Genomic DNA, 13,040 nt, shown 5'->3' on the forward strand with positions numbered 1-13,040 from the left:
TGCCAGCAGGCTGAACCGCATGAACAGCTACGTACACGGCTATTCGGAGCACGAGACCCGGCGCCTCGGCGACCAGGCGGACACCCTGGCCGCGCTCCTGCACTCCGGAACCGCCTACCCCGCCGGCAGCCGGGTGCTGGAGGTCGGCTGCGGGGTCGGCGCCCAGACGGTGCACCTGGCCGGCGGCAGCCCGGGAGCGCACATCACCGCCGTCGACATCTCCGACGACTCGCTCGCGCTGGCCCGCGCCCGGGTGGCCGCCCACGCCCCCGGCGCAGCGGTGGAGTTCCACCGTGCCGACCTGCTCGACCTGCCCTTCCCCGACGCCTCCTTCGACCACCTCTTCGTCTGCTTCGTCCTGGAACACCTGCCGGATCCCCGGCTTGCCCTCTCCTCGCTGCGGCGCGTACTGCGCCGCGGCGGCACCCTCACCGTGATCGAGGGCGACCACGAGTCGGCCTTCTTCCACCCCGCGAGCCCCTACGCCCGGGCGGCGATCGGCCACCAGGTCCGGCTGCAGTCCATCGCCGGGGGAAACGCGCTGCTCGGCAGGCAGCTGCAGCCTCTGATCACCCGTGCCGGATACAGGGACGTCACCGTCCGCCCGCGCACGGTCTACGCCGACCCCAGCCGCCCCGAGCTGGTGGACGGCTTCACCCGCGACACCTTCATCGCCATGATCGAGTCCGTACGGGACGACGCCCTGGCCGCCGGCCTCACCACCCCCGCCGACTGGGACCGGGGCATCGCCGACCTGCACCGGACCACGGACGACGGCGGGACCTTCCACTACACCTTCTTCAAGGCAATTGCCGTGAACCCGGTGGCCGGGCCGGTGGCCGAGCCGGTGGCCGGGCCCGCCTTCCGCACCGCCACCGACAGCGACATCCCGGCCCTCGTCGCCCTCATCGAATCCGCCTACCGCGGCGATTCCAGCCGGACCGGCTGGACCACCGAGGCCGATCTCCTCCAGGGCCGCCGCACGGACCCGGAGGGCGTCGCGGCCGTCATCCACGGGACCGGCAGCCGCATGATCGCCGTCGAGGCGGACGGGCGGCTCGTCGGCTGCTGCCAGCTCGAAAACCGCGGCGGCCACGCCTACTTCGGCATGTTCGCGGTGCGGCCCGGCCTGCAGGGCGGCGGCCTCGGCAGGCGGATCCTCGCCGAGGCCGAGCGCTTCGCGCGCGAGGAGTGGGGCGCCGGCGAGATGCACATGACGGTGATCTCCGCCCGCGAGGACCTCATCGCCTGGTACGTACGCCGCGGCTACACCCGCACCGGTGAGATGAGCCCCTTCCCGTACGGCGAGGAGCGGTTCGGCCTGCCCACCCGCGGCGATCTGCGGTTCGAGCTGCTGGTGAAGAAGCTGAAGGGTTTTTGATGGTTTTCCGCGCTTGACCCTGCCGTCGGCTGCCCGCAGGCTCGAAGCGCCCGCACATCCGGGCCCGCGCCATCCGCACGCAAGGAGCACCCGTGGCACTGCTGGACCACAAAGTCGTCCTCGTCAGCGGGGGCACGCAGGGCGTGGGCGCAGCGGTCGCACGGGCCGCCGCCCGCGAAGGGGCCGTCGTCGCGGTGACCGGACGGCGGCGGGAGCCGGGTGAGGCCCTGGCGGCCGAGCTGCGCAAGGGCGGCGCGGACGCGATGTTCGTACGTACGGATGTCGCCGACCCGGCGCAGGCGCAGGCATCGGTCGCGGCGGTGCTCGCGGAGCACGGCCGCGTGGACTGCCTGGTGAACGCGGCGGGGCTCACCTCCCGGGGCACGCTGCTGGACACCACACCCGAGCTGTTCGACGCCCATGTGGCCATCAACCTGCGGGGCCCGTTCTTCACCATGCAGGCCGTGGTGCGGGACATGGTGGCCCGCAAGGCGCCCGGCACCATCGTCAATGTCATCACCTCCTCCGAGCACGGCGGCCAGCCGTTCCTGGCCCCCTATGTCGCCGCCAAGGCCGGACTGGCGGGCCTCACCCGCAACGCGGCGCACGCCCACCGCTGGGACCGGGTCCGCATCAACGGCGTGAACATCGGCTGGACGGAGACCGAGGGCGAGGACGCCACGCAGCGCGAGTTCCACGGGGCGGACGACGGCTGGCGCGAACGGGCCGCGGCCGCGCTGCCGATGGGCAAGCTCGGGCAGGCCGACGAGATCGCCGACTTCATCGTGTTCCTGCTCTCGGAGCGCAGCGGGGTCGTCACCGGCTCCGTCATCGACTGGGACCAGAACGTCCTGGGCGGCCTGGACTGACCCCGCACCACCAGAACCGAACTCCACGGAAGGTCACCCCATGCGCCTCGGTCTGATCGGTCTCGGAAGGATCGGCGCCTTTCACGCCGAGACTCTGACGCGGCTGTCCGCCGTCGAATCCCTCGTCGTCACCGACGCCCGGCCGGAGGCGGTCAAGCACCTCGCCGACCGGCTCGACGTCGAGGTGGCCGACTCGGCGGCACTGCTGCTGGCCTCCGGCGTGGACGGCGTCGTCATCGCCGCCGCGACCGACGCCCATCCCGAGCTGCTGCTGGCCGCCGTCGAGGCGGGCGTGCCGGTGTTCTGCGAGAAGCCGGTGGCCCGCAGTGCGGCGGAGGGCGTGGAGGTGCTGCGCCGGGTGTCGGGCTCCGGGGTGCCGGTGCAGATCGGCTACCCGCGCCGCTTCGACGAGGGCTTCATGGCGGCCCGCGCCGCCGTGGCGAGCGGCGAGCTGGGATGGCTGCACACGGTCCGCTCCACGACGCTCGACCCGGCCCCTCCCCCGCCGGCCTACGTGGCGGTCTCCGGCGGCATCTTCCGCGACTGCTCCGTCCACGACTTCGACGCCATCCGCTGGGTGACCGGCCGCGAGGTCGTCGAGGTGTACGCGGCCGGCGGCAACCGGGGCGCCGAGTTCTTCCGGGACGCAGGCGACGCCGACACCGCCTCGGCCGTGCTCACCCTGGACGACGGGACGCTGGCCGTGGTGTCCAACACCCGCTACAACCCCCGTGGTTACGACGTGCGCCTGGAGCTGCACGGCTCCGAGGACAGCATCGCCGTCGGCCTGGAGGACCGCCTTCCGCTGCGCTCGGTCGAGCCCGGTGCCACCTTCCCGGCCGGCCGGCCGCACCACTTCTTCATGGACCGCTTCGGGGCGGCCTTCCGCGCCGAACTCGCCGCCTTCACCGAGGTCGTCGCCGGGCGGCGGACCTCGCCCTGCACGATCGCCGACGCCCTGGAGGCGGGCTGGATCGCCGAGGCCTGCACCCTGTCGCTCGCCGAGCACCGGCCGGTCCGCGTGGACGAGGTGCGCGCATGACCGGGCCCCTGCGTATCGGTGTCCTGGGTGCCGCCCGCATTTCCGAGCTCTCCATCGTCGGCCCGTCCCGGACGGCCGGGCACCGCCTGGTCGCCGTCGCGGCGCGCGACCGGAGCAGGGCGGAGCGGTTCGCCGCCCTGCACGGTGTGGAGCGGGTGCTCGGCTCGTACGAGGACGTCATCGCCGATCCGGAGGTCGAGGCGGTCTACAACCCGCTGGCCAACGCCCTGCACGGGCCCTGGAATCTCGCCGCCGTGCGGGCCGGCAAGCATGTGCTCACCGAGAAGCCCTTCGCGAGCAACGCCGAGGAGGCGCGCGAGGTCCGCGACGCCGCGGCGGCGGCCGGTGTGACGGTCATGGAGGGCTTCCATTATCTCTACCACCCCGTGACGCGGCGTCTGCACGAACTGCTGGACTCCGGCGAGCTGGGCGAACTGCGCGCGGTGGAGGCGGACATGATCATGCCCGCTCCCGATGACAGCGACCCCCGCTGGTCGTACGAACTCGCGGGCGGCGCCCTCATGGACCTGGGCTGCTACAGCGTGCACGCGAACCGGGCCCTCGCGCCCTGGGCCGGCGGCACCCCGCGGCTGGCCAAGGCGCGCGGCGGGGAGCGGCCGGGGCGGCCGGGGGTCGACGCGTGGCTGGAGGCCGAACTCGAGTTCCCCGGCGGCGCGACGGGAACGGCCCGCTGCCACATGGACGCGCAGGAACTGCGCTTCTCCTGCCGCGTCGTGGGCTCCCGTGGCGAGGCGACCGCCGCCAACTTCGTGCAGCCGCACGTCGACGACCGCGTCACGGTGACCACCCCGGCCGGACGGCGCGTCGAGGAACTGGGCCGCCGCTCCTCGTACACCTTCCAGCTGGAGGCCTTCGCCGCCCATCTGCGGGAGGGCGCCGCGCTGCCCACCGGCGCGGATGACGCGGTGGCCACGATGGAGCTGATCGACGACTGCTACCGGGCCGCGGGCTTCGGGCCGCGCCCCCGGATCAGTCGTGCGGCGCCGGGCCCGGCACGTTGAACGGCGTCACGACCTGGATGCCGGCCGGCCAGGACACCACGGGCCCGGGCAGCGCGCCCTGCGCCTGCATGATGACGTGGCAGACGCGCCGCATGTCCTGGCCCAGGTCGTGGTGAAGGACGGCTGACACCCGGCGGTCGCGCAGCAGCCGCAGATTGTCGTCGTCGAGGTCGTGGGCGATGAACACCGCGCAGGGCCGCCCCAGGGTTTCGAAGGCGTCGGCGGTGGCGAGATTGCCGCCGCCGATGGAGTACACGGCCACGATGCCGGGGTCGCCGCGCAGCGCCTCGAGGGCGAGTTCGCGCAGCCGGTCGTCCAGCCCGCCGCTCTCGGTGATGTCGACGAGCGCGCGCTGCGGCTGCGTCTGCCGCATGGCGCTGCGGAACCCCATCTCGCGCTCCTCCTCACCGCGGAAGGAGCCGCTGCTCAGGGTGATCAGTACATTGCCGGGACGGTCGCCCAGCCACTGCCCGATGAGATAGGCCGCGGTGGCACCGGCGGCCCGGTTGTCGATGCCGACATACGACAGGCGCCGGCTGGTCGGCAGGTCGGTCACCAGGGTGACGACCGGGATGCCGCGGCGTACGAGCCTGGCGACGGCGGCGGTCACCTCGGGGCGGTCGGGCGCCTTCAGGACCACGCCCTGCGACCCTCGGGCCGCGATGCGGTCGAGGGTGGCGACCAGCTCCTGCGTGGTGCAGGTCTCGCGGAAGTGGAAGCGGGACCGGATGACGGCGGGCCGCAGCGACGGCAGTTCCGCCTCCAGCGCCTTGCGCACGGCGGAGGAGAAGCGGCGGGGCGCCTCCATCACGATGTCGATGAGGAAGGTCCGCCCGGCGAGGCGGACCTGCGACTTCTGCCGGTCCAGATCCGCGATGGCCTGCCGCACCTCCTGCACGGTGCTGTCCCGCACCCCGCCACGGCGGTTGAGGACACGGTCGACGGTCGCCTCGCTCAGGCAGGCCTGGGCGGCGATCTCCCGGATGCGGTACGGATGGCCCATGGCAGCCATGATGATGGTTTTTTGATGGTTTCACCAGGCGCGCCTGAGGTCCCCGGCTCCGTAGGCTTCGAGACATCCCGCATGCCGTATCCCGCATGCCGTATCCCGCATCCCGATCGAGAGGGCGTGGCTTCCATGACCATGTGGCTCACCGAGGACGACTGCCGGCTCGACGACTTCCGGACCCTCGTCGAGCAGCGCACCGACCCGGACGACTACCCCTGCGCGGACTCCGTCGAGCAGAACGTCCTCGTCTACGGCTCCGGCCTGCGCGAACGCGCCTCGACGCCCGAGGGCCGCCGCACCGTACAGGCCGAGCTCGCCCGGGCGCTGATGGACGGCCCCGGCATCGTGGTGTTCAAGCAGGCCTTCGAGGATCTGTCGGTCGTGGACCGCGCCACGGAGGCCTTCAACGACCTGATCGCCGAGCAGCGGGCCCGGGGCAACGCCTCCGGGGACCACTTCGCCGCGCCGGGGGCCAACGACCGGGTGTGGGGCGCCCAGGACAAGCTGGCGCTGCGCGACCCGGCCCTGTTCGCCGACTACTACGCCAACGACGTCATCGCCCTGGTCTCGACCGCCTGGCTGGGCCCGGGCTACCAGATCACCTCCCAGGTCAACGTCGTCAACCCCGGCGGCAAGGCCCAGGTGGCCCACCGCGACTACCACCTCGGCTTCATGTCCCGCACCCAATCCCAGCGGTTCCCCGCCCACGTCCACCGGCTCTCGCCAGTGCTCACCCTGCAGGGCGCGGTCGCGCACTGCGACATGCCCGTCGAGACCGGCCCGACCCTCTACCTGCCGCACTCCCAGAAGTACGAGCCCGGCTACGTCGCCTTCCATCTGCCCGAGTTCACCGAGTACTTCGAGGCGCACCACGTCCAGCTCCCGCTGGAGAAGGGCGACGCCGCCTTCTTCAACCCGGCGCTCTTCCACGGCGCCGGGACCAACCGCTCCGCTCAGGTTCGGCGCATGGCCAACCTGCTGCAGATCTCCTCCGCCTTCGGCCGCGCCATGGAGACCGTCGACCGCACCGCCATGTGCGAGGCCCTCTTCCCCGTCCTCCTCGGCCTCAAGGCGGCCGGCGCGGGCCACGACCGGCTCCGCAACATCGTCGCCGCCTCCGCCGAGGGTTACGCCTTCCCCACCGACCTCGACCGCGACCAGCCCGTGGACGGCCTCGCCCCGCAGACCCAGGCCGAACTGCTCTGGCTCGCCCTCCAGCAGAACTGGGACCCGGCCGCCCTGACGAAGGAACTGCGCGCGCAGAGCGACCGGCGGACAGGCCTGGGGGGTGTCTGACCCGTCAGCTCCCGGCGAGCCCGGACTGCCAGGCGTAGGCGGCGATCTCGACCCGGTTGCGGGCGTGCAGCTTGAGCTGGACGCTGCCGAGGTGGGTCTTCACCGTGGAGAGGGAGACATGCAGTTCGGCGGCGATCTCCTGATTGGTACGTCCCTGGGCGACCAGGCGTACGACATCGCGTTCCCGGTCGGTAAACTGCTCGCCGACGGGCCCGGGTGAGGTCACCGGCTGCTTCCCCTGGGTCTCCTGCGTCTTCTGGTCCTCCTGGGCGATGACATGCCGCAGGAGGCGCACGGTGACCGACGGGGAGACCAGTGCGTCGCCCGCCGCGGCCGCGCGGACGGCTTCCACGAGCAGGGCCGGGCCGGAGTCCTTGAGGAGGAAGCCGCAGGCACCGCCGCGCAGCGCCGCGTACACGTACTCGTCGAGGTCGAAGGTGGTGACGACGACGACGCGCAGCGGATCGCTCACGCCGGGGCCGGCCAGCAGCCGGGTGGCCTCCAGGCCGTCCATGCGGGGCATCCGGATGTCGAGCAGGCACACGTCCGGACGCAGCCGCCGGGCCAGGTCCACCGCCTCGGCGCCGTCCCCGGCCTCGGCCACCACCTCGATGTCGGGCTGCGCCTCCAGGAAGAACCGGAAGCCGGTGCGGACCATCTCCTGGTCGTCGGCGAGAAGGACGCGGATACGGCCGTTGGTCATGGCGTCGATCATGCCATCCCCCTCGCCGTGCCCACCGTGACCGGCAGCCTGGCCAGCACCTCCCAGCCGCCCTCCCAGGGCCCGGCGGTCAGCTCCCCGTCCAGCGCGGACACCCGCTCGGCCAGTCCGACCAGGCCGTAGCCACCGCCCCTGGCGGCGTGCGGCAGCGCGGTCGAGCCGTGTCCGTCGTCGCGTACGCAGACCTCCAGCGCGTTGTCCGCGAAGCTCAGGCCGACCCGTACGAGGGTCGCGTCCGCGGCGTGGCGGCGCACATTGGTCAGGGCCTCCTGCGCGACGCGGAAGGCGGCCGCCTCCACCTCGTGCGGGAGCGCGGCGGGCACGGACGGGGCCCGGGTGAGCTCGGCCCTGGGGCCGACCCGGGTGAAGTCGTCCACCAGGTCCGCCAGTTGGGCCAGGTCACCGACGGGCCGGACCGGGGCGGCGGCACCGTCGACGTCGGCGCCGGCGCTGTGGGTGCGCAGTACGCCGACCAGCCGGCGCATCGAGGCCAGCGCCTCGGTGGCGGAGTGCTCGATACCCGCCAGGACGGGGTCCAGCCGGTCGGGGCCGGAGGCGGAGGCAGGGTCGGAGGCCGGGGCGGCGGCGAGCATCCTGGCCATCTGGGTCTGCACCAGGATGCCGGTGACATGGTGCGCGACGAAGTCGTGCAGGTCGGCCGCGATCTCCACCCGCTCCGCGCGGCGGACCTCGCTCATGGCCTCCCGGCGCTGCCGGTCCGTTGAGCGCAGGAAGCCGCCGATCCCGGCGAAGGGCACCATCAGCAGGGTCAGCACGAACACCATGGTGGTGGGGTCGTCCAACCCCGCACCGGCGGTCAGCGGCATCGACATCAGCGCGCCCCAGACCACCACGGCCGACAGCGCCGCCGCCCACACGGAGGCGCAGTACCGTACGGCCACCGCCAGCAGGCAGAGCAGCAGCGCGGTCTGGCCGAACCTGCCCTCCTGGGCGGCCGGATACCCCACGAGCGGGAGAATCACGTTCAGCGCGGCCGCCAGCAGGGCCGGTACACAGGCCCGCAGGAGCGGGGTGAGCCATGCCGGCCGCATTCCGGCGGGCAGCATCAGGGCGGCCAGCGCGGCCAGCTCGACGGCCAGCAGGGCCCACATGCCCGGGCCGTCCATTTCAGCCGTCGTGAGATCGGCGACGATCCCCGCGCCCAGCACGGCGGTACCGGCCCACTGAGCGCAGCCGTAACCGCGGCTGCGGGGCGGGGGCGGCGCGACGGCCGGAGAAAGGTGGTCCATGCGATCACCGTAGCCTTGGCCGGTCGGCTGCCGGCATCGGCCGAATGGCCAGGTGACGGGCCGCCGGCGGGCCGGACACGGGCCGAACGGCCGAGGCGGCCACCGGGCGGCCCGCCCGAGAGTAGGGGCATCGAGACCGCTACACACCACCCCTGGAGCACATCATGCAGCAGCGGACCATTGTCATCGGCGTGTCCGGCGTCGCACTGCTCGGCGCCCTCGGCGCGGCGGGCACGTACACGCTCAGCGGCACGGAATCCACGACGGTCCTGGACAAGTACTCGACGGTGACGGTGGGCGGGCAGAAGGCGCTGTCCGGCGAGATCGTCGCGGGCCGGGTGCAGAGCAAGTACCACCCGCTGCCCTGGGTCGGCACCAGGATCACCGGCACGACCTGCCCGAGCGGGCTGAAGGTGGCGGCCGCGGCCGCCCTCACCTGCACCGCCAAGGACTCCGGCGGCAAGGAGGTGAAGATCCCGGTCAAGGTCACCAAGGTCTCCGGCTCCTCCGTCACCTGGACGTTCACCCGCTGACTACCGTCAGGCGGCGGTCTCGCGGGTGAAGCGGAGCGTGGCGGTGACCGTGGTCAGGCCGCGCATCATGCCCAACTGGTTCCAGGCCATGCCGAACTCGCCCCGGTCCACCGTCAGTTCGGCGGTCAGGGTGACCGCGTCGGAGCCGGACCCGGTGACGCTCGCGGGGAAGGACTGCGGCCGGCTGATGCCACGTACGGTCAGCTCTCCGGCTACCTGGACGGTGCCGTCCGCGCCGGGCACGGCGCTGCGTACGGCGAAGGTGACGGCGGGGTGGTTGTCCACGTCGAAGAAGTCGGCCGACTGCAGGTGCTTGTCGCGCTTGGCGTGCTTGGTGTCCAGTGAGGCGGACTCCAGGGTGACGGTGCCCGAGGCGGATCCGTCGGGGTGGACCTCGCCCCCGCCGCTGACGGCGGTGAACGTGCCGTTGACGGTGACCATGCCCCACATCGTCTTGTGCCGGACGGCAACGGTGGACTGGGTCTGGTCGAGCTTCCAGAGGCCGGTTTCGACTGCGACGGACATGAGATTTCTCCCGACAAAGGTGGAGGCCAGGCGGACGACCGCTAGTCGTCCAAATTTGGATGACCCCACGCTAGCCGCTCATCCAAATTTGGACAACCAGTAGACTGGGGACCATGGCCGACACCCCCGCCCCCGGCGACCTGCCCGAATGCGATCAGCCGCGCGAGGACGGGCTGCTGCCGGCCGAGCTGCGGGCCTGGATGCATCTGCTGGCCGCGGCCGGGGCGATCGAGCAGCAGCTGCACTCACTGGTCAAGGAGGCGCTCGGCGTCTCGCACGACGAGTTCCTGGTGCTGTGCCTGCTGGCCGACCAGCCCGGGGCGACCCTGCGCATGACGCGGATCGCGGAACTGCTGGGCCGCCCCAAGACCCGTCTGACCTACCAGGTCGCCTGCCTCCAGCACGCCGGACTCGCCACCCGCCGCGCCTCGCGCTGCGACCGGCGCGGCATCGAGGTGACGCTCACCGACAAGGCGCGGCAACTGCTGGACGAAGCGTCCCCCGCCCTCGCCGACGCCATCACCCAGGCGGTCGCCTGCGCGGTCGGCCCCCGCTACCGCGAAGCCCTGCGCGGCCTGCTGGCGGGCACGCCCGACACGGGCGCACCCGACAGCTACTCACCACCGGCCGACATGCATAAGCAACTTGGATAAAGAGCTGCGTTCACCAAGGCCCCATGCGGCTGTCGGAGCTCACCGCGACCGAACAGGTCAGCCGGCCGGCCATCACCACCAGTTGACCTCCGAGGAACGCGGCGCGAAGGGAAACCATGGAACCCACGCCGATCCACGTCCCCGACACCGTGCTCGACGACCTCAAGGCGCGGCTGCGGCTCACCCGCCTGCCCCTCGACGCCGGCAACGACGACGGGTACTACGGCGTCAGCCGCGCCCTCCTGGAAGAGCTGCTCGACCACTGGCTCCACCACTACGACTGGCGCAGGGCCGAGGCCGCGATCAACGCGTACGAGCACTACCGGGTCACGGTGGACGGCGTACCCGTCCACTTCATGCGCAAGCCCGGTGTGGGCCCCGACCCCGTCCCGCTGATCCTCACCCATGGCTGGCCCTGGACCTTCTGGCACTGGTCCAAGGTCATCGGCCCCCTCGCCGACCCCGCCGCCTTCGGGGGCGACCCCGCCGACGCCTTCGACGTCATCGTCCCCTCCCTGCCCGGCTTCGGCTTCTCAACTCCCCTCCCCGACCACCCGGACATGAACTTCTGGAAGGTCGCCGACCTCTGGCACACCCTGATGACCGACACCCTCGGCCACCACAGGTACGCCGCCGCCGGATGCGACGTCGGCGCCCTGGTCACCGGTCAGCTCGGGCACAAGTACGCCGATGAACTCCTCGCCATCCACATCGGCTCCGGCCTGCGGCTCGACTTCTTCAACGGCGACCGCGCCTGGGACCTCAGCGGCGGCCGCCCCATCCCCGACGGCCTGCCCGAGAGCGTCCACCGCCAGGTCCTCGCCTACGACCGGCGCTTCGCGGTGCACCTCGCCGCCCACATGCTCGGCTCCAGCACCCTCGCCCACGGCCTCAGCGACTCACCCGCCGGCCTGCTCGCCTGGATCCTGGAGCGCTGGGCCAACTGGAGCGACAACCACGGCGACATCGAGACCGTCTTCTCCAAGGACGACATCCTCACCCACGCCATGATCTTCTGGGTCAACAACGCCATCGGCACCTCGATGCGCTACTACGCCAACGCCAACCGCTACCCGTGGACCCCGTCCCACGACCGACGGCCGGTCGTCGAGGCTCCGACCGGCATCACCTTCGTCGGCTACGAGAACCCACCCGGCGTCACCACCGGCCGCCGCGTCCAGCACTTCCTCGACTCCGACCGCGCGGACTGGTACCACCACGTCAATCTCACCGCCCACCCCGACGGCGGCCACTTCATCCCCTGGGAACTCCCCGACGGCTGGGTCGCCGACCTGCGCCGCACCTTCCACCTGTCCGGCGGACGGAATACGGGGAGACAATCTGCCCGTTGAGGCTCACATGGAGCACACAGCCAGCGAGGCCCGGGAGCCTGAGATACCAGCCCACAGAGCCCATCTGCGGGTTCTGGCGGTGGCGTTCGCGGTGGCCACGAACGCGGCCGCCGCCCTGCTGATGACGACCCGCGGTCTTCCCGAGGCCGTCGCGGGCGCGGCCCTGGCAGGCGTCGGCTGGGTCGTCACCGGACGTCTTGCCGCCTGGCACCCCGCGTCGGCGAGCTAGGCCCCGGAGGCCGTCCCCGCACTGCCCAGGCCCGGGCGCTGAGGGGGATGGACCCGTCGGCGGCATGGGGCACAAGGGCCCGCAGACGCTCGCGAAGGGCGGCGCGCCGGTCCTGCGGCAGGGACATCGCATAGCCGGGAGCCGGCCCCTGGCCGCCGAGGAACGGCGTCCAGTAGTCGTCGAAGTCCCGGAACCGGGTGGGCACGTCGATCGCCTCGACACGTACGTCCGCCAGCCCGGCGCCGGTGAACAGCGCGCGGAGCCTGTCCGGCCGGCACAGCGGAAAGCGCGTCCCCTCGTCCAGCTCGCGGGCCCGGGGGTCGAGCGCGCCGACGGCGTCCCAGAAGTGCCGGATGAGCTGCATGCCGTCGGCGTAGTCCCAGACATACGCGCCGACCGTGCCGCCCGGCCGGGTGACGCGGGCCAGTTCCGCCACCGCGCGCCCCGGATCGGGCAGGAAGTTCAGCACCAGCCCGCTCACGGCGACGTCCGCCACCGCGCCGGGGAACGGCAGCGCCGCGGCGTCCCCGGCCACGAAGTGCGCCCTGGGGTCGGCGATGCGGCGGCGGGCGTAGCGCACGTAGGCCTCCGAGGCGTCGGCACCGGCCACTTCGGCCGGGCGGCCCGCGTCGAGCACCGCCTGCGACACCGCGCCGGTGCCGCATCCGATGTCGAGCCACCGCCCGCCGGGGGCGGCCTGCAGCCGGCGCACGAACTCGGCCGCCACCGGACGGCTCCACCGCCCGATGTACGGCTCGTAGGCCGCGCCGACGGCCCACACCTCGCCTTCCATGTCTTGAGTCTGCCGAATCCTTCCCAGGATCACCCGTTCGGGTAATGCGCTAGAAATCGAACACATGATTGAATTCCTGGCATGCCCTACACCTTCCCCGACGACCTGCTTCAAGCCCAGCGCGATTGGTACGCCGTGTACCACCAGCTCGCCGCCGCCAACCACGCCTCCCAGACCACCGTCCTGCGGCGCAGCCTGCAGCGGCTGTCGGTCCGGATCTCCACACACCCCTACTGGGCGACCATCCCCGGCCGGGCACCGGCGGCCCGGCTGGAGTTGAAGCGATCCGCCTTGGCCTGTCCCCCCGTCGAAGGCGTCGGTCCGGCACGGGGATGACGTGGCGGGGCGCCTTGTACTGCGTTCTC

General features: G+C 72.3%; 15 protein-coding genes and 1 pseudogene. 11 read left to right on the plus strand and 5 right to left on the minus strand.

Annotation, left to right across the window (positions count from 1 at the left end; translation table 11 throughout):
• Positions 1-19: 19 nt before the first annotated feature.
• The 5 genes and pseudogenes from OG607_RS07340 to OG607_RS07360 form a co-directional block, all read left to right on the plus strand.
• A pseudogene (locus OG607_RS07340) lies at positions 20-577 on the plus strand (class I SAM-dependent methyltransferase); the annotation flags it as partial.
• Positions 578-835: 258 nt separating this feature from the next.
• Positions 836-1,381 (plus strand): GNAT family N-acetyltransferase, encoded by a 546-nt coding sequence (locus tag OG607_RS07345; protein ID WP_405736602.1) that lies wholly within the window; start codon positions 836-838, stop codon positions 1,379-1,381.
• A gap of 92 nt (positions 1,382-1,473) precedes the next feature.
• Positions 1,474-2,250, plus strand: a complete 777-nt coding sequence (locus tag OG607_RS07350; RefSeq protein ID WP_405720211.1) for an SDR family oxidoreductase — start codon at positions 1,474-1,476, stop codon at positions 2,248-2,250.
• Between the two features lie 40 nt (positions 2,251-2,290).
• The gene (locus OG607_RS07355) at positions 2,291-3,292 is read left to right on the plus strand and encodes a Gfo/Idh/MocA family oxidoreductase (RefSeq protein WP_405720213.1); all 1,002 of its coding nucleotides are present in this window, start codon (positions 2,291-2,293) and stop codon (positions 3,290-3,292) included.
• The gene (locus OG607_RS07360) at positions 3,289-4,314 is read left to right on the plus strand and encodes a Gfo/Idh/MocA family protein (RefSeq protein ID WP_405720215.1); all 1,026 of its coding nucleotides are present in this window, start codon (positions 3,289-3,291) and stop codon (positions 4,312-4,314) included. Before OG607_RS07355 ends, OG607_RS07360 begins: the two co-directional genes overlap by 4 nt.
• On the opposite strand, the gene OG607_RS07365 is transcribed toward OG607_RS07360, so the two are convergent.
• Positions 4,283-5,317, minus strand: a complete 1,035-nt coding sequence (locus tag OG607_RS07365; RefSeq protein ID WP_405720217.1) for a LacI family DNA-binding transcriptional regulator — start codon at positions 5,315-5,317, stop codon at positions 4,283-4,285. The two genes, OG607_RS07360 and OG607_RS07365, sit on opposite strands and share 32 nt — an antisense overlap.
• A 135-nt stretch (positions 5,318-5,452) precedes the next feature.
• On the opposite strand from OG607_RS07365, the gene OG607_RS07370 reads away from it, so the two are divergent.
• Positions 5,453-6,619, plus strand: coding sequence for a phytanoyl-CoA dioxygenase family protein (locus tag OG607_RS07370; RefSeq protein ID WP_405736604.1), 1,167 nt, complete (start codon positions 5,453-5,455; stop codon positions 6,617-6,619).
• A gap of 4 nt (positions 6,620-6,623) precedes the next feature.
• On the opposite strand, the gene OG607_RS07375 is transcribed toward OG607_RS07370, so the two are convergent.
• Together OG607_RS07375 and OG607_RS07380 are read right to left on the minus strand one after the other, a co-directional pair.
• Positions 6,624-7,334, minus strand: coding sequence for a response regulator (locus tag OG607_RS07375; protein WP_405720219.1), 711 nt, complete (start codon positions 7,332-7,334; stop codon positions 6,624-6,626).
• Complete coding sequence (locus OG607_RS07380; protein WP_405720221.1) at positions 7,331-8,590, minus strand: sensor histidine kinase; 1,260 nt, start codon at positions 8,588-8,590, stop codon at positions 7,331-7,333. The genes OG607_RS07375 and OG607_RS07380 overlap by 4 nt, the downstream gene beginning before the upstream one ends.
• A gap of 164 nt (positions 8,591-8,754) precedes the next feature.
• Here OG607_RS07380 and OG607_RS07385 point away from each other — a divergent pair, with 164 nt between their 5' ends.
• Entirely contained in the window at positions 8,755-9,123 is a 369-nt protein-coding gene (locus tag OG607_RS07385; protein WP_405720223.1) for a DUF4333 domain-containing protein, read from the plus strand.
• 6 nt (positions 9,124-9,129) lie between these two features.
• Here the strand turns inward: OG607_RS07385 and OG607_RS07390 are convergent, their stop codons facing one another.
• The gene (locus OG607_RS07390) at positions 9,130-9,648 is read right to left on the minus strand and encodes a YceI family protein (RefSeq protein ID WP_405720225.1); all 519 of its coding nucleotides are present in this window, start codon (positions 9,646-9,648) and stop codon (positions 9,130-9,132) included.
• A gap of 113 nt (positions 9,649-9,761) precedes the next feature.
• Between OG607_RS07390 and OG607_RS07395 the strand changes: the two genes are divergently transcribed.
• The 3 genes from OG607_RS07395 (at position 9,762) to OG607_RS07405 (ending at position 11,882) form a co-directional block, all read left to right on the plus strand.
• Positions 9,762-10,301 (plus strand): MarR family winged helix-turn-helix transcriptional regulator, encoded by a 540-nt coding sequence (locus OG607_RS07395; protein ID WP_405720227.1) that lies wholly within the window; start codon positions 9,762-9,764, stop codon positions 10,299-10,301.
• A 116-nt stretch (positions 10,302-10,417) separates the two neighbouring features.
• Positions 10,418-11,653, plus strand: coding sequence for an epoxide hydrolase family protein (locus OG607_RS07400; protein WP_405720229.1), 1,236 nt, complete (start codon positions 10,418-10,420; stop codon positions 11,651-11,653).
• A gap of 7 nt (positions 11,654-11,660) precedes the next feature.
• Positions 11,661-11,882 (plus strand): hypothetical protein, encoded by a 222-nt coding sequence (locus OG607_RS07405; RefSeq protein WP_405720231.1) that lies wholly within the window; start codon positions 11,661-11,663, stop codon positions 11,880-11,882.
• Here OG607_RS07405 and OG607_RS07410 read toward each other — a convergent pair.
• Entirely contained in the window at positions 11,839-12,675 is an 837-nt protein-coding gene (locus OG607_RS07410; RefSeq protein WP_405720233.1) for a class I SAM-dependent methyltransferase, read from the minus strand. The two genes, OG607_RS07405 and OG607_RS07410, sit on opposite strands and share 44 nt — an antisense overlap.
• A gap of 81 nt (positions 12,676-12,756) precedes the next feature.
• On the opposite strand from OG607_RS07410, the gene OG607_RS07415 reads away from it, so the two are divergent.
• On the plus strand, positions 12,757-13,011 hold the full coding sequence (locus OG607_RS07415; protein WP_405720235.1) for a hypothetical protein: 255 nt from the start codon (positions 12,757-12,759) through the stop codon (positions 13,009-13,011).
• Positions 13,012-13,040 lie beyond the last annotated feature (29 nt).

Source organism: Streptomyces sp. NBC_01537 (genome assembly GCF_045040445.1).
Classification (GTDB): domain Bacteria; phylum Actinomycetota; class Actinomycetes; order Streptomycetales; family Streptomycetaceae; genus Actinacidiphila.

Excerpts from the sequence above, each read along its gene's own strand:
- OG607_RS07355 (WP_405720213.1), top strand. The coding sequence starts at position 2,291 with ATGCGCCTCGGTCTGATCGGTCTCGGAAGGATCGGCGCCTTTCACGCC.
- OG607_RS07360 (WP_405720215.1), top strand. The coding sequence starts at position 3,289 with ATGACCGGGCCCCTGCGTATCGGTGTCCTGGGTGCCGCCCGCATTTCC.
- OG607_RS07365 (WP_405720217.1), bottom strand. The coding sequence starts at position 5,317 with ATGGGCCATCCGTACCGCATCCGGGAGATCGCCGCCCAGGCCTGCCTG.
- OG607_RS07370 (WP_405736604.1), top strand. The coding sequence starts at position 5,453 with ATGACCATGTGGCTCACCGAGGACGACTGCCGGCTCGACGACTTCCGG.
- OG607_RS07375 (WP_405720219.1), bottom strand. The coding sequence starts at position 7,334 with ATGATCGACGCCATGACCAACGGCCGTATCCGCGTCCTTCTCGCCGAC.
- OG607_RS07380 (WP_405720221.1), bottom strand. The coding sequence starts at position 8,590 with ATGGACCACCTTTCTCCGGCCGTCGCGCCGCCCCCGCCCCGCAGCCGC.
- OG607_RS07385 (WP_405720223.1), top strand. The coding sequence starts at position 8,755 with ATGCAGCAGCGGACCATTGTCATCGGCGTGTCCGGCGTCGCACTGCTC.
- OG607_RS07390 (WP_405720225.1), bottom strand. The coding sequence starts at position 9,648 with ATGTCCGTCGCAGTCGAAACCGGCCTCTGGAAGCTCGACCAGACCCAG.
- OG607_RS07395 (WP_405720227.1), top strand. The coding sequence starts at position 9,762 with ATGGCCGACACCCCCGCCCCCGGCGACCTGCCCGAATGCGATCAGCCG.
- OG607_RS07400 (WP_405720229.1), top strand. The coding sequence starts at position 10,418 with ATGGAACCCACGCCGATCCACGTCCCCGACACCGTGCTCGACGACCTC.
- OG607_RS07405 (WP_405720231.1), top strand. The coding sequence starts at position 11,661 with ATGGAGCACACAGCCAGCGAGGCCCGGGAGCCTGAGATACCAGCCCAC.
- OG607_RS07410 (WP_405720233.1), bottom strand. The coding sequence starts at position 12,675 with ATGGAAGGCGAGGTGTGGGCCGTCGGCGCGGCCTACGAGCCGTACATC.
- OG607_RS07415 (WP_405720235.1), top strand. The coding sequence starts at position 12,757 with ATGCCCTACACCTTCCCCGACGACCTGCTTCAAGCCCAGCGCGATTGG.